The sequence below is a fragment of the Mycobacterium sp. genome (assembly GCF_052145595.1).
Lineage (GTDB): Bacteria > Actinomycetota > Actinomycetes > Mycobacteriales > Mycobacteriaceae > Mycobacterium.
Map to the genome: position 1 here is coordinate 26,947 of NZ_JBKQOI010000081.1, position 17,630 is coordinate 44,576.

23 protein-coding genes are annotated in these 17,630 nt (G+C 65.8%); 10 read left to right on the top strand and 13 right to left on the bottom strand.

Going from position 1 to position 17,630, the window contains the following annotated elements; translation table 11 throughout:
• Window positions 1–134: 134 nt before the first annotated feature.
• Together ACLP4W_RS06515 and ACLP4W_RS06520 are read left to right on the top strand one after the other, a co-directional pair.
• Entirely contained in the window at window positions 135–713 is a 579-nt protein-coding gene (locus ACLP4W_RS06515; protein ID WP_442385384.1) for a cutinase family protein, read from the top strand.
• Window positions 714–779: 66 nt separating this feature from the next.
• The gene (locus ACLP4W_RS06520) at window positions 780–1,406 is read left to right on the top strand and encodes a cutinase family protein (RefSeq protein WP_442385386.1); all 627 of its coding nucleotides are present in this window, start codon (window positions 780–782) and stop codon (window positions 1,404–1,406) included.
• Here ACLP4W_RS06520 and truA read toward each other — a convergent pair.
• The 8 genes from truA to infA form a co-directional block, all read right to left on the bottom strand.
• Window positions 1,403–2,263: a tRNA pseudouridine(38-40) synthase TruA gene (truA, locus tag ACLP4W_RS06525; protein WP_442385262.1), complete on the bottom strand. Its 861-nt coding sequence runs from the start codon at window positions 2,261–2,263 to the stop codon at window positions 1,403–1,405. The genes ACLP4W_RS06520 and truA overlap by 4 nt on opposite strands.
• Window positions 2,244–2,834, bottom strand: a complete 591-nt coding sequence (rplQ, locus tag ACLP4W_RS06530) for a 50S ribosomal protein L17 (RefSeq protein ID WP_442385264.1) — start codon at window positions 2,832–2,834, stop codon at window positions 2,244–2,246. Before rplQ ends, truA begins: the two co-directional genes overlap by 20 nt.
• A 35-nt stretch (window positions 2,835–2,869) precedes the next feature.
• A complete protein-coding gene (locus ACLP4W_RS06535; protein WP_442385266.1) occupies window positions 2,870–3,913 on the bottom strand; it encodes a DNA-directed RNA polymerase subunit alpha in 1,044 nt (347 codons plus the stop codon).
• 85 nt (window positions 3,914–3,998) lie between these two features.
• Window positions 3,999–4,604: a 30S ribosomal protein S4 gene (gene rpsD / locus ACLP4W_RS06540; protein ID WP_442385268.1), complete on the bottom strand. Its 606-nt coding sequence runs from the start codon at window positions 4,602–4,604 to the stop codon at window positions 3,999–4,001.
• A gap of 12 nt (window positions 4,605–4,616) precedes the next feature.
• Window positions 4,617–5,036, bottom strand: a complete 420-nt coding sequence (rpsK, locus tag ACLP4W_RS06545) for a 30S ribosomal protein S11 (protein ID WP_442385270.1) — start codon at window positions 5,034–5,036, stop codon at window positions 4,617–4,619.
• A 3-nt stretch (window positions 5,037–5,039) separates the two neighbouring features.
• Entirely contained in the window at window positions 5,040–5,414 is a 375-nt protein-coding gene (gene rpsM, locus ACLP4W_RS06550) for a 30S ribosomal protein S13 (protein ID WP_442385272.1), read from the bottom strand.
• Between the two features lie 154 nt (window positions 5,415–5,568).
• A complete protein-coding gene (rpmJ, locus tag ACLP4W_RS06555; RefSeq protein ID WP_003879483.1) occupies window positions 5,569–5,682 on the bottom strand; it encodes a 50S ribosomal protein L36 in 114 nt (37 codons plus the stop codon).
• A gap of 54 nt (window positions 5,683–5,736) precedes the next feature.
• Window positions 5,737–5,958 carry a translation initiation factor IF-1 gene (gene infA / locus ACLP4W_RS06560; protein ID WP_003418601.1) on the bottom strand — a complete coding sequence of 74 codons (222 nt, stop codon included), beginning with the start codon at window positions 5,956–5,958 and terminating at the stop codon, window positions 5,737–5,739.
• A gap of 262 nt (window positions 5,959–6,220) precedes the next feature.
• On the opposite strand from infA, the gene ACLP4W_RS06565 reads away from it, so the two are divergent.
• From ACLP4W_RS06565 to ACLP4W_RS06600, 8 genes are all read left to right on the top strand, one after another.
• On the top strand, window positions 6,221–7,888 hold the full coding sequence (locus tag ACLP4W_RS06565) for an FAD-dependent oxidoreductase (protein WP_442385274.1): 1,668 nt from the start codon (window positions 6,221–6,223) through the stop codon (window positions 7,886–7,888).
• A 13-nt stretch (window positions 7,889–7,901) separates the two neighbouring features.
• The gene (locus ACLP4W_RS06570; RefSeq protein WP_442385276.1) at window positions 7,902–9,410 is read left to right on the top strand and encodes an ATP-binding protein; all 1,509 of its coding nucleotides are present in this window, start codon (window positions 7,902–7,904) and stop codon (window positions 9,408–9,410) included.
• A 28-nt stretch (window positions 9,411–9,438) separates the two neighbouring features.
• Complete coding sequence (locus tag ACLP4W_RS06575; protein WP_442385278.1) at window positions 9,439–10,290, top strand: LLM class F420-dependent oxidoreductase; 852 nt, start codon at window positions 9,439–9,441, stop codon at window positions 10,288–10,290.
• A 25-nt stretch (window positions 10,291–10,315) separates the two neighbouring features.
• Complete coding sequence (locus ACLP4W_RS06580; RefSeq protein WP_442385280.1) at window positions 10,316–11,182, top strand: LLM class F420-dependent oxidoreductase; 867 nt, start codon at window positions 10,316–10,318, stop codon at window positions 11,180–11,182.
• Between the two features lie 27 nt (window positions 11,183–11,209).
• Complete coding sequence (gene rfbB, locus ACLP4W_RS06585; protein WP_442385282.1) at window positions 11,210–12,205, top strand: dTDP-glucose 4,6-dehydratase; 996 nt, start codon at window positions 11,210–11,212, stop codon at window positions 12,203–12,205.
• Window position 12,206: 1 nt separating this feature from the next.
• On the top strand, window positions 12,207–12,815 hold the full coding sequence (gene rfbC / locus ACLP4W_RS06590) for a dTDP-4-dehydrorhamnose 3,5-epimerase (protein ID WP_442385284.1): 609 nt from the start codon (window positions 12,207–12,209) through the stop codon (window positions 12,813–12,815).
• A 300-nt stretch (window positions 12,816–13,115) separates the two neighbouring features.
• The gene (locus ACLP4W_RS06595) at window positions 13,116–13,787 is read left to right on the top strand and encodes a DUF3060 domain-containing protein (protein ID WP_442385286.1); all 672 of its coding nucleotides are present in this window, start codon (window positions 13,116–13,118) and stop codon (window positions 13,785–13,787) included.
• Window positions 13,788–13,855: 68 nt separating this feature from the next.
• The gene (locus ACLP4W_RS06600) at window positions 13,856–14,443 is read left to right on the top strand and encodes a hypothetical protein (RefSeq protein WP_442385288.1); all 588 of its coding nucleotides are present in this window, start codon (window positions 13,856–13,858) and stop codon (window positions 14,441–14,443) included.
• Between the two features lie 78 nt (window positions 14,444–14,521).
• Here ACLP4W_RS06600 and ACLP4W_RS06605 read toward each other — a convergent pair whose 3' ends face one another.
• The 5 genes from ACLP4W_RS06605 to ACLP4W_RS06625 are packed head-to-tail and all read right to left on the bottom strand — an operon-like array spanning window position 14,522 to window position 17,593.
• The gene (locus ACLP4W_RS06605) at window positions 14,522–14,923 is read right to left on the bottom strand and encodes a hypothetical protein (RefSeq protein ID WP_442385290.1); all 402 of its coding nucleotides are present in this window, start codon (window positions 14,921–14,923) and stop codon (window positions 14,522–14,524) included.
• Window positions 14,920–15,849 carry a metallophosphoesterase family protein gene (locus ACLP4W_RS06610; protein WP_442385292.1) on the bottom strand — a complete coding sequence of 310 codons (930 nt, stop codon included), beginning with the start codon at window positions 15,847–15,849 and terminating at the stop codon, window positions 14,920–14,922. Before ACLP4W_RS06610 ends, ACLP4W_RS06605 begins: the two co-directional genes overlap by 4 nt.
• Window positions 15,846–16,313: a cupredoxin domain-containing protein gene (locus ACLP4W_RS06615; RefSeq protein WP_442385294.1), complete on the bottom strand. Its 468-nt coding sequence runs from the start codon at window positions 16,311–16,313 to the stop codon at window positions 15,846–15,848. Before ACLP4W_RS06615 ends, ACLP4W_RS06610 begins: the two co-directional genes overlap by 4 nt.
• 30 nt (window positions 16,314–16,343) lie before the next feature.
• On the bottom strand, window positions 16,344–17,057 hold the full coding sequence (locus ACLP4W_RS06620; RefSeq protein ID WP_442385296.1) for a Rieske (2Fe-2S) protein: 714 nt from the start codon (window positions 17,055–17,057) through the stop codon (window positions 16,344–16,346).
• Window positions 17,054–17,593 (bottom strand): RNA polymerase sigma factor, encoded by a 540-nt coding sequence (locus ACLP4W_RS06625; protein WP_442385298.1) that lies wholly within the window; start codon window positions 17,591–17,593, stop codon window positions 17,054–17,056. Before ACLP4W_RS06625 ends, ACLP4W_RS06620 begins: the two co-directional genes overlap by 4 nt.
• Window positions 17,594–17,630 lie beyond the last annotated feature (37 nt).

The window sequence follows — 17,630 nt, forward strand, 5'->3', positions numbered from 1 at the left end:
GTCGGTTAGCGCATTAATATCGGGTCATGAGGCTTCGCGCGGTTGACGCTCCACCACAGGCGAATTCGGGCAGCAGATCAAATGCCGCAAACCGCTTAGCCGGTTTCGCGGTCGCGGCGTTGCTCGCCACGGCGATGGTGGTCGCCCCTCCGGCGGCATCGGCGGCGTGCCCGGGTGCCGAAGTGGTTTTCGCTCGGGGCCGAGAGGAACCACCCGGCGTCGGTTTCGTCGGCGACGCGTTCGTCAATTCGCTGCGCTCCAAGGTGCAGATACCGGTCGCTGCCTACGGGGTCAACTATCCCGCTGACGTCGATCCCGCCAAGGGCGCCAACGATATGAGCGCCCACGTTCAATCCATGGCGAAAAGCTGCCCGAACACCCGCGAGGTGCTCGGCGGCTATTCGCTGGGCGCCGTGGCGGCCGACCTCGTGATCGCGGCGACCAAACCGGGATTCGGGTTCACCAACCCGCTGCCGCCGGGTGTCGACCAGCACGTCGCGGCGGTGGCGTTGTTCGGCAACGGGACCCGGCGCATTCTCGGGCCGGTCCCCGATTTCAGCCCCAGCTTCGCCGGTAAGACGATCGAGGAATGCGCGGGCGGCGATCCGATCTGTTCGGGTGGCGACGCACAATGGTCGTCACATCTGCAGCCCGCCTACATCAATTCCGGGCTGGTCGATCAGGCCGCCAGTTTCGTCGCCGGCAGGCTGTAGCGGTCGGTGGTCTAAATCGTTACCGGCGCGTTGTCAACAAGCCCTTAACATCGTTGTGTGAGGCTTATCCGCCTAGGGCTGGCCGCCGCAATCCTCGCGGCGGCCGCACTTTTCGTCTTACCGAAGCTGGTGCCCTTCGCCTGGGCATCCTGCCCCGACGTCGAAGTGGTGTTCGCCCGGGGAACCGATGAGCCGCCCGGTGTCGGTCGGGTGGGCCAGGCCTTCGTCAGCTCGCTGCGCCAGCAGACCCGCAAAAGCGTTGGGGCATATGGGGTTAATTATCCGGCCAACAAGGACTTCCTGGCCGCCACGGATGGCGCCAATGACGCCAGCAACCACATCCAGCACATGGCCGGCAACTGCCCCAACACCAAGCTGGTACTGGGCGGGTACTCACAGGGTGCCGCCGTCATCGACATCGTCACCGCCGCGCCGCTTCCCGGCCTCGGCTTCCACCAGCCGCTACCGGCCAACGCGGCCGATCACGTCGCCGCGGTCGCCCTTTTCGGAAACCCGTCGGGCCGGGCGAGCGGGCTGATGAGCGCCCTGACCCCGAATTTCGACGGCAAGACCATCGACCTGTGCAACCAAGGCGACCCGATCTGCTCGGGTGGCAACCAGTGGAACGCCCACCTGGGCTACGTGCCCGGGATGACCGGCCAGGCCGCAAGCTTCGTCGCGGCCCGAATCTAGCTGGGTGTGCGCAGATCCCGGGTGATCAAATTCCGCGCGGCCAGTTGGTCATCGGGTGGGTAATCGACGCCGATCAACGTCAAACCGTGTGCCGGCGCGGCGGCGTAGTCGCTGGACCGGTCCGTCGCGCTGAGCAATTCACCGCACCAGGACGGCGGGCGCCGGCGTTCGCCGACGGCCAGCAGCGCCCCGACCAGCGAACGCACCATCGACCAGCAGAACGCATCGGCGCTGACATGCGCGGTGATCAAGTCGCCGTCGCGCGACCAGTCCAACCGCTGCAGGTCGCGGATGGTCGTGGCGCCATCGCGCTGACGGCAGAACGCCGCAAAGTCGTGCAACCCCAACAGGTCTCGAGACGCGGCGGTCATCGCGTCGAGATCCAGGGCGCGCGGCCACGCGGTGACGAAGCGCGCCTGGTGCGGCTCCACACCGTAGGGCGCCGTCGACAGCCTGTACACGTAATGACGCCGCAGCGCCGAGAACCGCGCGTCGAAACCCGCCGGGGCGCGGGCGATACCGAGAACGCGGACGTCGGTGGGCAGGAACCGGCCGAGACGGCGCAGCAACGCCAGGAATTCCGCCTCACCGGCGCGCGGCGATCGCGGATAGGCGTTCGGCAACGCGTCGGCGGGCACATCGACGTCGGCCACCTGCCCCGTGGCATGGACCCCCGCGTCGGTGCGCCCGGCCGCGCGCAGCCGCACCGGCGTGCGGAAAACCGTCGTCAGCGCTTCGTCGAGAACTCCGGCGACGGTCCGCTGCCCGGCCTGAGTCGCCCAGCCCGCGAAATCGGTTCCGTCGTAGGCGATGTCGAGCCGCAGACGGACGTCCTCATTAATCCTCGGTGGCCTCATCGGGCTCGTCGGCGGGGGTCTCTTCGGCCTCAGGCTCGGCCTCGACCGCCTCAGCCTTGGCCTCTTCAGCCTCAGTCTCTTCAGGCTCAGCCTCTTCAGGCTCCTCGACCTTGGCCTCTTCGAGCTCGGCCTTGGCCACGGGTGCTTCTACACCAGCAGAAGCCTTCTTGGAGGCTTTCACCCGACGCGCCCGGTCGGCCTCCGACGTCACCGTCTTCTCCCGCACCAGCTCGATCACGGCCATCGGGGCGTTGTCGCCCTTACGCGCCTCGACCTTGATGATGCGGGTGTAGCCGCCGTTGCGGTCGGCGAAGAACGGCCCGATCTCGGCGAACAAGGCGTGCACCACGTCCTTGTCGCGGATCTTCTTGAGAACCTCTCGACGGTTGTGCAGCGTGCCCTTTTTGGCGTGCGTGATCAGCTTCTCCGCGTACGGCCGCAGCGCACGAGCCTTCGGCTCGGTCGTCTTGATCCGGCCGTGCTCGAACAGCGACGTGGCCAGATTGGCCAGAAGGGCCTTCTGGTGCGAAGACGACCCGCCGAGGCGAGGCCCCTTGGTGGGCTTGGGCATAGCTGACGCTCCTGTCTAGATGATTCTCAAAGCAGTTAGAGCTGTTCGGTCTCGGCGTAGTCCTGGTCGTCGTAGACACCCTCGGTGGACCAGGTGCCGGTGGCGACGTCATAACCCGCAACCTCCGACGGGTCGAAGGTCGGCGGGCTGTCCTTGAGGGACAGACCCAGCTGGTGCAGCTTGACCTTGACCTCGTCGATGGACTTCTGACCGAAGTTGCGGATGTCGAGCAGGTCGGACTCGGTGCGCGACACCAGCTCGCCGACGGTGTGCACACCCTCGCGCTTCAGGCAGTTGTAGGACCGCACGGTCAGATCCAGGTCGTCGATCGGCAGCGCGAACGACGCGATGTGGTCGGCCTCGGCCGGCGACGGCCCGATCTCGATGCCCTCGGCCTCGACGTTGAGTTCCCGAGCCAGGCCGAACAATTCGACCAGGGTCTTACCGGCCGACGCCAGCGCATCACGCGGGGTGATCGAGCTCTTCGTCTCCACGTCCAGGATCAGCTTGTCGAAGTCGGTGCGCTGCTCGACACGGGTGGCGTCCACCTTGTAGGTCACCTTGAGCACCGGCGAGTAGATGGAATCGACTGGGATACGGCCGATTTCGGCGCCCGAGGCGCGGTTCTGCACCGCCGGGACATAGCCGCGGCCGCGCTCCACGACGAGCTCGACCTCGAGCTTGCCCTTGTCGTTCAGCGTCGCGATGTGCATGCCGGGGTTGTGCACGGTGACGCCGGCGGGCGGCACGATGTCACCCGCGGTGACCGCACCCGGACCCTGCTTGCGCAGGTACATGGTGACCGGCTCGTCCTCCTCCGAGGACACGACCAGGCCCTTGAGGTTCAGGATGATGTCGGTGACATCTTCTTTGACGCCGGGCACGGTGGTGAACTCGTGCAGCACGCCGTCGATGCGAATGCTGGTGACGGCCGCGCCGGGAATCGACGACAGCAGCGTCCGCCGCAGCGAATTACCCAGGGTGTAACCGAATCCCGGCTCCAGCGGTTCGATGACGAACTGGGACCTGTTGTCGGTGAGGATTTCCTCGGACAGTGTGGGTCGCTGAGAGATCAGCATGGTGTTTCTTGTTCTCCTTCTCGGCACCCGCTATTTGATGCCGTTAGGTGTTCCCCCGCTGCGGTCGCAGCGGCGGAAGTCTTCGTTACTTCGAGTAGTACTCGACGATCAGCTGCTCGGTGAGCGGCACGTCGATCTGCGCACGCTCAGGCAATTGGTGGATCAGGATCTGCTGACGCTCCCCGACCACCTGCATCCAGCTCGGGATCGGGCGGTCGCCCGCGGTCTCCCGCGAGATCTGGAACGGCACCGTGTTCAGCGAATTGTCCCGCACGTCGACGATGTCGTACTGCGAGACCCGGTAGCTGGGGACGTTGACGTGCACGCCGTTGACGCTGAAGTGCCCATGGCTGACCAGCTGGCGGGCCATCCGCCGGGTGCGCGCCAGCCCGGCGCGGTAGACGACGTTGTCCAGCCGGCTCTCCAGGATCTTCAGCAGTTCCTCACCGGTCTTGCCGGGCTGCCGCACGGCCTCTTCGTAGTAGCGGCGGAACTGCTTTTCCATCACGCCGTAGGTGAAGCGGGCCTTCTGCTTCTCCTGCATCTGCAGCAGGTATTCGCTCTCCTTGATCCGCGCGCGGCCGTGCTGGCCGGGCGGGTAGGGACGCTTCTCGAACGCCTGGTCGCCACCGACGAGGTCGGTGCGCAGGCGCCGCGATTTGCGAGTGACGGGTCCGGTGTAGCGAGCCATGGTTCTCTCCTCCTAGACCCTTCTGCGCTTGGGCGGACGACAGCCGTTGTGCGGCTGGGGGGTGACGTCGGAGATCGCGCCGACCTCCAGGCCCGCGGCCTGCAGTGACCGGATCGCCGTCTCCCGGCCCGAACCGGGGCCCTTCACGAACACGTCGACCTTGCGCACGCCGTGCTCCTGGGCCTTGCGCGCGGCGTTCTCGGCCGCCAGCTGCGCGGCGAAGGGCGTCGATTTCCGCGAGCCCTTGAAGCCGACGTGGCCCGACGACGCCCAGGCGATGACGTTGCCCTGCGGGTCGGTGATGGTCACGATCGTGTTGTTGAACGTGCTCTTGATGTGCGCAGCACCGTGCGGGATGTTCTTCTTTTCCCGGCGGCGGGTCTTCTGCCCCTTCTTGGGGGCAGAAGCGGCTGCCTTCTTGGCTGGTGGCATCGGTTACCTGGCCTTCTTCTTGCCCGCGATGGTGCGCTTGGGGCCCTTCCGGGTCCGCGCGTTGGTCTTGGTGCGCTGGCCGCGCACCGGCAGGCCGCGGCGGTGCCGCAGGCCCTGGTAGCAGCCGATCTCGATCTTGCGACGGATGTCGGCCTGTACCTCGCGGCGCAGGTCGCCCTCCACCTTGATGTTGGCCTCGATGTAGTCGCGCAGGTGGGTCACCTGGTCGTCGGTGAGGTCCTTGGTGCGCAGATCCTTATCGATCCCGGTGGCGGCCAGGATCTCATTCGACCGGGTACGGCCGACGCCGTAGATGTAGGTCAGCGCGACCTCCATGCGCTTGTCGCGCGGGAGGTCGACGCCCACAACTCGAGCCATGGGTGGGATTCCTTCTCTTCGCGGAGGTCTGATCCCAGTCCGTTCCCGGCTGATCGCTCCCGGGGTCCGGCCTCCGTTCCGGACGCGGATGAACGGCCTATCCGTTCACTGGTGCTGGGAGGTCTGCATTCAGTTGTGTGCGCGCTGGCGGCTACTAGCCCTGCCGCTGCTTGTGCCGCGGATCGGAGCAGATCACCATGACCCGCCCATGCCGACGGATCACCCTGCACTTGTCACAGATTGGCTTGACGCTCGGGTTGACCTTCACGGCTGTTTCGATCCTGTTCTGTCTACTCGTCGGTTTGCGGTTTGGGCTTTGTCGTTACTTGTATCGGTACACGATGCGGCCCCGGGACAGGTCGTAGGGAGACAACTCCACCACCACCCGGTCCTCGGGCAGGATGCGGATGTAGTGCTGCCGCATCTTGCCGCTGATGTGGGCGAGCACCTTGTGGCCGTTCTCCAGCTCAATGCGGAACATCGCATTGGGCAGGGGCTCGACCACGCGGCCCTCGACCTCTATGGCACCGTCTTTCTTGGCCATACTTGTTTGAAATCCTCGTCGTTCGTTTCGTTGCCATCTGCGCCCAGATCGGCGCGACATTTACCCCGACTTCAAACGTGAGCCGGTAACAGGAAATTCCTCGGGACTGGGCACGCAAAAAGCGGGCGCGGATGCCGCACCGTTACTCCACGATACCTGGTCAGTCGGCTCGACCAAAATTGCAGCCAAAATCGCTTCGGGGGGAGTCGGGCCCGACTCCTCACTCTCCGCTTTGGCGCTGCCGAGCGCATACTTGACTCCGATGACAGACCCCGGTGCGCAGCCCCGCAAACCCGTGATGCTGACCGTCGACGACGATCCCGCGGTGTCCCGTGCGGTGGCCCGGGACCTGCGGCGCCACTACGGCGAGGACCACCGGATTGTGCGAGCGGAATCCGGCGCCGATGCCCTGGAAACCCTCAAACAACTCAAACTGCGGGGCGAAACGGTGGCGACGCTGATCGCCGACTACCGGATGCCGCAGATGACGGGTATCGAGTTCCTCGAGCAGGCGATGGACCTGTATCCGACGGCGCGACGGGTACTGCTGACCGCCTACGCCGACAGCCACGCCGCCATCGACGCGATCAACGTCGTCGACCTCGACCATTACCTGCTCAAGCCGTGGGATCCACCCGAGGAGAAGCTCTACCCGGTCATCGACGCGCTGTTGGACGCCTGGAAGCTGGCGCCAGAGCACCCCATTCCGCACACCAAGGTGATCGGGCATCGGTGGTCGGCACGGTCCTGGCAGGTCCGCGACTTCCTGGCCCGCAACGGGCTCTACTACACCTGGTTCATGGCCGATGAGCCCACTGGCGAGCAACTTTTGCAGGCCGCCGGCGAGGACGGCCTGCGGCTACCGGTCGTCATCACCGAACACGGCGCCACCCTTGTCGAACCCAGCGACGCGGAGCTGGCCGACACATTGGGCCTGACCACCACACCGTCGCGGGAGTTTTACGACCTGGTCGTCATCGGCGGCGGGCCCGCCGGCCTGGCCGCTGCCGTCTACGGCGCCTCCGAGGGACTGCACACGGTACTTATCGAACGCACGGCGACCGGCGGCCAGGCCGGCCAGAGTTCCCGGATCGAGAACTACCTCGGCTTTCCCGACGGGGTGTCGGGCAGCCAGCTAGCCCAGCGGGCGCGCATGCAGGCGGAGAAGTTCGGCGCCGAACTCATCACCGCCCGCACGGCCACCGCGCTGGAAGTCAACGGGTGTGCGCGCACCGTGCGGTTCGCCGACGGCGGCTCCATCGACGCGCACGCGGTCATCGTGGCCACTGGTGTCGCCTACCGTCAGCTGGCAGCAACCGGGTGCGACGAGCTGATCGGCCGCGGGGTCTATTACGGAGCGGCCACATCCATCGCGTCGGAGTGCAAAGACGAAGAGGTCTACGTCATCGGCGGGGCCAATTCGGCCGGCCAGGCCGCGATGCACCTGTCCCGCGAGGCCAAATCGGTGACCATCGTCGTGCGCGCCCCGTCCTTGGCGGCGTCGATGTCGTACTACCTGATCCGGCAGATCGAGCAGAACCCCAAGATCACCGCTCGCACCTGCACCGAAGTCATGTGCGCCAGCGGAGCAAATCACCTGGAGAAACTGACCCTGGTCGACAACCGGACCGGCGACACCGAGGAAGTCACATGCGGCCGCATGTTCATCTTCATAGGCGCCGCGCCGCGCACCGAGTGGCTGGACGGGGTGCTGGCCCGCGACGACCACGGCTTCATCCTCACCGGTCCGGACCTGCGCAACGTGTGCGGCTGGACGCTGGACCGTCCACCGCACCACCTGGAAACCAGCGTGCCGGGCGTGTTCGTTGCGGGCGATGTGCGTTCCGAGTCCGCCAAACGGGTCGCGGCCGCGGTCGGCGAGGGATCGATGGCCGTGATGCTGGTCCATCGCTACCTCTCGGAGTCCTAGTGAGGTCGCGGGCATGACCGCCGAGGTGCCGTGTGAGCCCGACGTGCTGCGCACCCTGTTCCTGTTCGAAGCCCTAACCGACGAGCAGCTTGCGGTGTTGTGCGCCAACGGGCACATCGACGAATACCAGCCGGGCCCGATCTGCGTCGAGGGCGAACCGGCGACCTGCTTCTACGTCCTCGTCGAAGGGGAGTTGGCGCTGTCGAAGCTCTCCGGCGGTCAGGACATCGAAACCACCCGGACATCGCAGCGCGGCGCTTATTGCGGTGCCTGGCGAGCGTTCACCGGCAAGCAGCAGCAGAGCTACGACACATCGGTGCATGTGACCAAGCCGTCGCGCTTCTTCGTGATGGATGCACCCGTGTTCGCCAAGTTCATGAAGGACCAGTTCCCGATGGCTGTCCACCTGCTCGACGGGATAGCCGTCGGCACCGACCGGACCCGCCGGATCATCGACAACCGAGAGAAGCTGCTGGCGCTGGGCCGGTTGTCGGCCGGGCTGACCCATCAGCTGAACAATCCGGCTGCGGCCATCGCGCGAGCCGCGGCCGACCTGCGCATCCGGGTCGGCGGCATGCGCCACAAGCTGGCGATGCTCGCCGACGGCACCGTCACCCCCGAAACGCTCAGCGGCCTGGTGCGACTGCAGCAGGGGGTCGCCGAGCAAGTCGCCAAGTCGGAATCGGAGCAGATGAGCGCGATTGAGACCGCCGACCGCGAGGACGCCATCGGCGACTGGCTGGAGGACCACGGCATCGACGGCGGATGGGATATCGCACCCACATTCGTCGAAGGCGGCATCGACACCGATTGGCTGGAGCGGATTTCCGCGGTTACCGACGAGCTCGCGTCGACATCGTTGGAGGAGGCGATCCGATGGATCAACTACACCATCGAAAGCGAGCTGCTGATGAACCAGATTGCCGAAGCGAGCAAGCGGATCTCGGCATTGGTCGCCGACGCCAAACAGTATTCGCAGCTGGACCGGGCGCCATTCCAGGTGGCCAACGTGCACGAACTGCTGCGCAGCACGCTGGTGATGTTCGCAGACCGGTTGAGCAAAGATGGCAGCAAGGATGGCAGCAAGGACACCGGCAAGGACAGCAAAGCCATCACACTGGTCAAGGATTTCGACCAATCGCTTCCCGAAATCCCTTGCTATCCAGGCGATCTCAATCAAGTGTGGACCAACATCATTGACAACGCGATCGCGGCGATGCGCGATGAGGGCGGCACGCTGACCATCCGCACCTGCCGGGAGGGAGAGAAGATGGCCCGGGTCGAGATCTGCGATACCGGGCCGGGGATCCCAGACGACGTTCGACAGCACATCTTCGAACCGTTCTTCACCACCAAACCGTTCGGGGAAGGCACCGGCCTTGGGCTGGACCTGGCATTCAACATCGTCGTCAAGAACCATCGCGGGGATCTGCGAGTGGAATCCGTGCCCGGCGACACGCGGTTCATCGTGCTGCTGCCGCTGGAGATGCCGCCCGCTGTGGATGTAGCCGACCCGGAATAGCGCCAGCACGCGGCCGGTTGCTCACACCATGACCGATTCTGCTGAAAGCAAACCCAATCTCGGCCGGTTCGGATCGTTCGGACGCGGCGTGACGCCCCAGCAAGCCAAAGAAATCGAGTCCCTGGGCTACGGTGCCGTCTGGGTGGGTGGCTCACCTCCCGCGGAGCTGGCCTGGGTGGAGCCCATCCTGGAAGCGACGACCACCTTGCAGGTCGCCACCGGCATCGTCAACATCTGGACGGCGGCCGCCCAGCCGGTGGCCGAATCGTTCCACCGCATCGACAAGGCCTACCCGGGCCGCTTCCTGTTGGGCATCGGCGTCGGTCATCCCGAGGCTCACACTGAATACCGCAAGCCCTACGACGCGCTGGTGCAGTACCTGGACCAGCTCGACGAGCACGGCGTGCCGGCCGATCGGCGGGTGGTGGCGGCCCTGGGTCCGCGGGTGCTGAAGCTGTCCGCGCAACGCAGCGCCGGCGCGCACCCCTACCTGACCACCCCCGAGCACACCGCGCAGGCCCGTGAACTGATCGGCCCGTCGGCGTTCCTGGCGCCCGAGCACAAGGTGGTGCTGACCACCGACACCGAGAAGGCGCGTGCAGTGGGCCGCGCAGCGCTGGATATCTATTTCCAACTGGCCAATTACCGCAACAACTGGAAACGGCTGGGCTTTTCCGACGAGGAAGTCGCCCGCCCGGGCAGCGACCGCCTGGTCGACGCGCTGGTGGCTTACGGCACGCCGGACCAGATCGCGGCGCGGCTAAAGGAGCACCTCGACGCCGGCGCCGACCACGTGCCCGTGCAAGTCCTCACCAAGGGTGAAAACCTGGTCCCGGCGCTGGCCGAGCTGGCGGGGCCGCTCGGGCTGACTCAGCCTTGAGCCAACAAACGGAGGGGGACCCTGGATGACCGAGGCAGTCTCACTGAAGCCCGACCTGGGCCGGTTTGGCGTGTGGCTGCCTACCCGCTCGATCACGCCGGAGTTGGCCGCGGGGATCGAATCTCTCGGGTACGGCGCGGTCTGGATCGGCGGACCACCGGACGCGGAGCTGACGTGGGTGGAGCCGGCCCTGGCCGCGACCACCTCGTTGCAACTGGCCACCGGGATCGTCAATATCTGGTCCGCCCCGGCACCGGCTGTCGCCGAGTCTTTTAAGCGCATCGAAAGCGCCCACCCGGGAAGGTTTCTGCTGGGCATCGGGGTGGGTCATCGCGAGAGCACACAAGAGTACGCAAAGCCCTACGACGCGCTGGTCGGTTACCTCGACGAACTCGACGCCGCGCTGGTGCCGACCAGCCGCCGGGTGCTCGCGGCGCTCGGCCCGCGGGTGCTGCGGCTGGCGGCCCAGCGCAGCGCCGGCGCCCACCCGTATCTGACCACGCCGCAACACACGGCCAAGGCGCGTGAACTCATCGGGAAGACGGTGTTCCTGGCGCCAGAGCACAAGGCGGTGGTCACAACCGACGTCGAGGAGGCCCGCGCGGTGGGCCGCGAGACCCTCGATCGTTATCTGAGCCGGAGCAACTACGTGAACAGCTGGCTGCGGCTGGGGTTCACCGAAGACGATGTGCGCAAGCCAGGCAGCGACAAACTGATCGACGCGGTGGTGGCCTACGGCACCCCCGACGCCATTGCGAAACGCCTCAACGAGCACGTGGAGGCCGGTGCCGACCACGTCGCGATCCAGGTGCTCGGGGGCTGGAAGGAAGAGACACTGCTGCCCGCGTTGAGCGAACTGGCAGAGCCATTAGGGCTATCTCGCACCGTCTGACCAACCCGCTCAGTTAGGGTCTCACCCATGCGGCTGTTGGTCACCGGTGGCGCCGGCTTTATCGGAGCCAATTTCGTGCACAGCACCGTATGCGAGCATCCCGAAGATGCGGTGACGGTGCTCGACGCCCTGACCTATGCCGGAAGGCGTGAGTCGCTGGCCGAGGTCGCCGACGCCATCAGGCTGGTGGAGGGCGATGTCGCCGACGCCGAACTGGTTTCGCGGCTGGTCGCCGAGTCCGACGCGGTCGTGCATTTCGCCGCCGAAACCCACGTGGACAACTCGCTGGACGACCCGGAGCTGACGCTGCGCACCAACGTGATCGGGACGTTCGCCGTCCTGGAGGCGGCACGGCGACACGGCGTGCGGCTACACCACGTCTCCACCGACGAGGTCTACGGCGACCTGGAACTCGACGACCCTAATCGGTTCACCGAGTCGACGCCCTATAACCCGTCGAGTCCGTACTCGGCCACCAAAGCCGCCAGCGACGTACTGGTCCGGGCCTGGGTCCGTTCGTACGGCGTGCGCGCGACGATCTCTAACTGCTCGAATAACTACGGGCCGTATCAGCACGTCGAGAAGTTCATCCCGCGCCAGATCACCAATGTGCTCACCGGCCGGCGGCCCAAGTTGTACGGCAGGGGTACCAACGTCCGCGACTGGATCCACGTCGACGACCACAACAACGCGGTCCGGCGGATCCTGGAAAAAGGCCAGATCGGCCGGACCTACCTCATTGGCGCCGAGGGTGAGCGCGACAACCTGACCGTGCTGTGCACACTGCTGAAGATGATGGGTCGTGACCCCGACGATTTCGACCACGTCCCCGACCGCGTCGGCCACGACTTGCGGTACGCCATTGACCCGTCAGCGCTGTACGACGAATTGTGCTGGGCCCCAAAGCATACCGACTTCAGCGAGGGTCTGCAGGCCACCATCGACTGGTACCGCGACAACGAATGGTGGTGGCGTCCGTTGAAGGATGTAACCGAGACCCGCTACGAAGAACGCGGTAAGTGAGATGAAAGTTCGCGAGCTCGACATCCCCGGCGCCTGGGAAATCACCCCGACCATCCATGGCGACTCGCGCGGAATGTTCTTCGAATGGCTCACCGACCGCGGGTTCACGGGGTTCGCCGGTCACCGCTTGAACGTCCGCCAAGCCAACTGCTCGGTGTCGTCGGCCGGTGTGTTGCGTGGCCTGCACTTCGCCCAGCTGCCACCGAGCCAGGCCAAGTACGTGACCTGTGTGTCCGGCTCGGTGTTCGACGTCGCCATCGACATCCGTTTGGGCTCACCGACTTTCGGCCAGTGGGATTCGGTCCTGCTCGACGACCAGGACCGTCGCACGATCTACATCTCGGAAGGTCTGGCGCACGGCTTCCTTGCCCTGCAAGACAATTCGACGGTGATGTATTTGTGCTCGGCGGAATACAACCCGGAGCGCGAGCACACCATCTGCGCGACGGATCCGGCGCTGGCGATCGACTGGCCGCTGGTCAATGGCGCCGCCCCCAGTTTGTCCGACCGCGATGCCGTAGCCCCCAGCTTCGATGAAGTGCGCGCGTCCGGTCTTTTGCCCAGCTGGGAGGAAGCCCGGCAGTTCGTCGAAGGTATGCGCGGCAAGTAATCTCGCTGGGCGAAACCGGTGAAGCGTGAGTTGGTGATCGCCGTCGCCGCCGCTACGGTTGTCGCCGGCGCGGCCCGACGTCATCATCGGCGGCCAACCCCAAAACGTCAGTGGCCCGGTGGTGTGCTCGACCAACGACGGCAAGTTCTCTGGAGCCCGACGCATCGGCGGTCCACAACGCGGGGCTCGGCACCGTCGACGGTGTGGTCATGAGCTTCACCGAGGGTGTGCCCGGCGAGAGCGCCAGCGCCGCGTCGGCGTTTTTCAGCGGCCGCGACTTCCCGGTGGGACGATTTGGTGATGGACCAGGATGACCCCGAGAAGCGCATCGCCGAGCTGGAACGTCAGCTTGCCGAGAGTCGCGCCGCGTCGGATCAGCCGACCGCCGTGCCGATGGAACCAACGGAATCAGATGCGGCGTCGATGCTCCCGCCGTCCCAATGGAGCCATCCCCCGGCCCCGTCCTATCCTTACCCAGCCGCGCCACCGCCCGGGTGGGTGTCGGGTAAGCCCGCGTGGCGGGGCACTCGGGGCCGCTTCTTTATCGGCATCGCCGTCGTCCTCCTGGTGATGGTCGCCTACGGTTTGCTCGGCCAGCATTTTTCGAGCAACAGCGGCACCACGAGCACCATGGACACGGTCTCGCGGGGTGGAAATATGACCTTCACCGGATCGAACGAGACCAACGTCCTCACGTGCGATGGAGGTGACATCTCGGTGACCGGTGGGTCGAGCACTGTCGTCATCATCGGGCATTGCGCCACCGTCACCGTCGCCGGCCACAACAATCGCGTGCGGATCGACAGCGTCGGCACCATGCGCGTCGACGGGACCTCCAATAACGTAAAAATCGACAGCGCCGACACCATCAACGCCTCCGGCAGCGACAACACTGTCGCCTACTATTCAGGCACTCCGAACATCGCGGACACCGGCAGCTCCAACCACATCCACCAAGGCTTTGGAGGCTGACCGACGCGTCGCCCGTTGCCTTGAACGATTTTCTGCGGCCGCGGCTCGCGCGGTGGGACCATTTGCTGATGGACCGGGTTGATGCCGAAAAGCGCATCGCCGAACTGGAACGTCAGTTGGCCGAGGAGAAGCGCAAGGCGGACCTGAAACGTCAGTATGCCAACGCGGTCGGGCAGCCACCCCAGTCCTTCAATGCACCAGCCGGCGTTTGGCCGCAGCCCGCCATTCCGGGACAACCCGGCGTCGGGCGCCGCGCCGGGCGGGGCCGCCGACTGCGGCGACTCGCGAAGGGACTGGCCTCAATCGCCGTGGTGGTGCTCCTACTCTGGGGCGTCGGCGCGACCGCGTACGACGTCTACGCGTACCGGGTCGGCACTCCGACCACGGCGACGGTGGATCACTGCGTCCGCCATGGCCGGGGCACAAGCTGCACGGCGGTGTGGAGCGTTGGCGGAAACTCATCCACCGGCCCGATCGTGGGCAGCCATTACGACCATGCCGAGGGATCACCTGTGGACGTTCGTGTGCACGGCGGCACCGCCTATACGCCCGACGTGAAAGACGATGCTCTCTACTTGATCCCGGTTGTTGGGGTCCCGATCGCGGCCCTGGTGTTGATATGGGTTTGGCGGTGGCGCGGACCAACCGCGGGGTAGTTGGCAGAACGAACCGTCAGCCGGAGGGGCCGCCAGCGCCGGCGGGCTGCTCGGAGTACCCGGGAATAACGGGTCGCCCTAGCCGGCGGCGTCGATGGGGGCCAACATCGGTCGACGCCACCTGACCAACGGTGCGGCCCACAACAGCACCGTCAGCACTTCCGCGACCACGCTGATGACCGCGTGCGGCGATGGATCCCAACCCCGTTCCGAAAAGCCGAACAGCCCGACCGTCCTCGACAGGACGAACGCCCCCAGAGAGCCGCCCGCCATCGCGGCGCCTGCCCAGCTGAGCCACCCCGGACCGCCGACGACGATCAGCAGGGCCAACGCGAAACAGACGCTGGCCTGGAGCAGGAAGGAGGTACCTATGATCGGAATGTGCTGGTAGCCATGGATATAGAGGTAGGCATGAGTGGCGGCGCTGACGGCCAATGACGCGGCCACGCCGACCCGGAACAAGTAATCTGTCGATTTCATTGCAGTGAAGTCTCTTTCAGCGCCAGCGCGCTCTGTCCCTTGTTATAACTGACCTCGCGAATGCCCAGCGCGTCGCCGAGTTTGCCGGCCGGCAGCGTGACCGGCTTCGGGGCCGGGCCGTCCCCTGGATGCGGCAGCGGGTAGGCGGTCGTCGTGCCGCTGTAGAAAGTTACGTTGCCTTCCGTCTTGGAAAACAGTTGATGCACATGCCCGTTGAGGCAGGTAACCGACGAGAAGCGGCTCAGATGGCTCAGCGCCTGGGTGGCGTCGTCGGTGCCCCAGCCCCAGTCCGGGTACATCGCGAACAACGGGATGTGGCTGAACACGATGATGGGAGTATCGCTGGACAATCCCGCGACGTCCTTTTGGACGAAATCCAGCTGGTCGACCCCTAAATGCCCGAGCTTCTTCAGGTTCAACGTGTTGACCAACGCGATCACGTGGACTCCGGCGATGTCGAAGCTGTACCATCCGTCGCCGCGGGTTCCAGCACCGAAGACGCTGCGGTACTTCTGTCCCGCGTCGTCGACCGAATCGTGTTCGCCGGGCACCGTGAAGATGTGCGGAGCTTGCACCTTGCTCATCATCTGCTTTACCTGGTCGAATTGTTCGGCGCTGGACAGGTGGGTTAGGTCGCCGGTGTGGATGACGAAATCCGGTGTGTAACCGAGGTTGTTGATGTGGTCGATCGCGTGGCCGAAGGTGCTTGCGACGTCGGGGTTGGCCGCGCCGTTGAAGCCGATGTGACTGTCGCTGATTTGGGCGAATCGCAACGTGGGCCGGGCGTGAGCGTGCTCGGCTGCCGCTGTGCCGGCGACATGTGAGATGACCTCGCCGCCGACCACGGTAAAGCCGACCGCCGCTCCGAACCATGCCGTGTGCCGGATGAGCTGACGGCGACTCATCATGTTCGGGTCGCGGTTCATCCCGTCACCACCACCGTGCCGTGCATCATCGGGTGAATCGAGCAGACATAGTCGAACTTTCCCGCGGTTGTGAAGGTGTGCGAATACGTGGCTCCGGTCCCCATCCCGGGCGAGTGAAACGACCCGTCGGTGGCGGCGACCGTGTGCGGTTCTTCGTCGTGGTTGGTCCAAGTGACCGTGCTGCCCACCTTGACGGTCAACGTCGCGGGGGCGAACGCGAAGTTGTCGATGCTGACCGCGTCACCAGCCACTGCCGCCGGCGACCCGGTTGCCGACGACGTGCCCGCCGGTGCGCTGGGCATCGGCATCCCGCTCATGCCCGGCATTCCGGGGGTCGCGCCGCCACCCGAGCCGAAGGTCACCGACGGCTGTGCATCGGGCCGCGAGGCCGAGCATCCGGCCAGCAACAGCACGCCCACCGCCACCAAGACGACCAAATGTTTTCGAGACTTGGCGATATCCATGCCAAGAGATATGGCGCCGGGTTACACCGCTCAGGCCGGCTCGCCGGGCCGCGCCGGGGCGAACACCTCGATCACCCCGTTGGCCTCGCGAACCATCAACCTGGGCAATGGCTTCGGAGCGATCGGCAACTGGTGGGTGAGCACCTGTCCGGTGGGCGCGAACGACGTCGAGTGGCAGGGGCAGCGCAGCGCGTCATCGGACGCGTCGAACCACAACCGGCATCCTTGATGCGTGCACACCCCGGATACGGCCTGGGGTTTGCCGTCCACCCGTCGGACGAATCCGTTGACCGAGCCGAGATCGAAGGGGTGCATGACCCCGTCGGGCACGTCCGAGCTGGCCGCGACTCGCTGCCAGCTTCCGTCGCTGGGCGTGAGCTCCCCCGCCGCAACATCAGGGGCGGGGCCTTCGACGGGGCTCCCCAGCACGGCCCGATCGATGGAGACCGCGGCGACCGCGGCGGCCGCGGCGGCCGACGTGCCGACCATGACCTGGCGCCGCGTCGTGTTTTGCTTCGGCGCCACTTTCGGTGGTGTGCCGGACATCTGCCCCGCGAGACGACGGTGTAGGTCGGTGAGGAATTCCTGACCCGGGGCGTCGGCCACATCAGAGCCCTGTCGGGCCGCTCGTAGCTCGATCGCCGTCCGGATCTGCGCCGCCTCGAAGTCGTCGGGCGCGAACGGCTTGGGCCGGCGACCCCGCAGCAGATCGTCGACGTAGCGCCGCAACCCTCGCGCGTTCATGGCCGTCCTCCATCGTTGACCTGCGCCGCCAGTCGCAGAGCGCGGTGTTGGAGCACTTTGGCGTTGGCCACGCTGATCCCGAGTTCGGCGGCAGACTCCTTGATCGAATTGTTTTGCAAGAAACGCAGTTCCAGAATTTGGCGATAGCGGTCGGGCAGATTGTCGAGAACCTGCGCGACACGTTGCGGTGCGGTGCTTATCGCTTCCTCGCTATCGGGTGGTTGTTCGATGTCCTCGATCGAGGTTATCTCTCGGCCCATGGTCTCGCGCCAATGCGCGGCCAGCACCGTTCGGGCCGTGGCCCGAAGGTATGCGCGGACTTCGCCGACGCTGGCGGTCAGGCGCAGCGGCCGCAGCGCGGCAAGGAATACTTCGGCGGTGAGGTCCTCGGCGTCGGCCCGATTGCCGACCCGGGCGAACAGCGTGCGGTATACCCAGGCCACGTTGTCCTGGTACACCGCTTCCCAGTCGGTGTAGCCGTCGTCGGGGACCGCGCGCAGTGGTCGCGGGCCGACGGGATCGTTTTGTGCCGCCACGTCCCTCCTTCACCGATCAATATCAGCCCGGGTTACA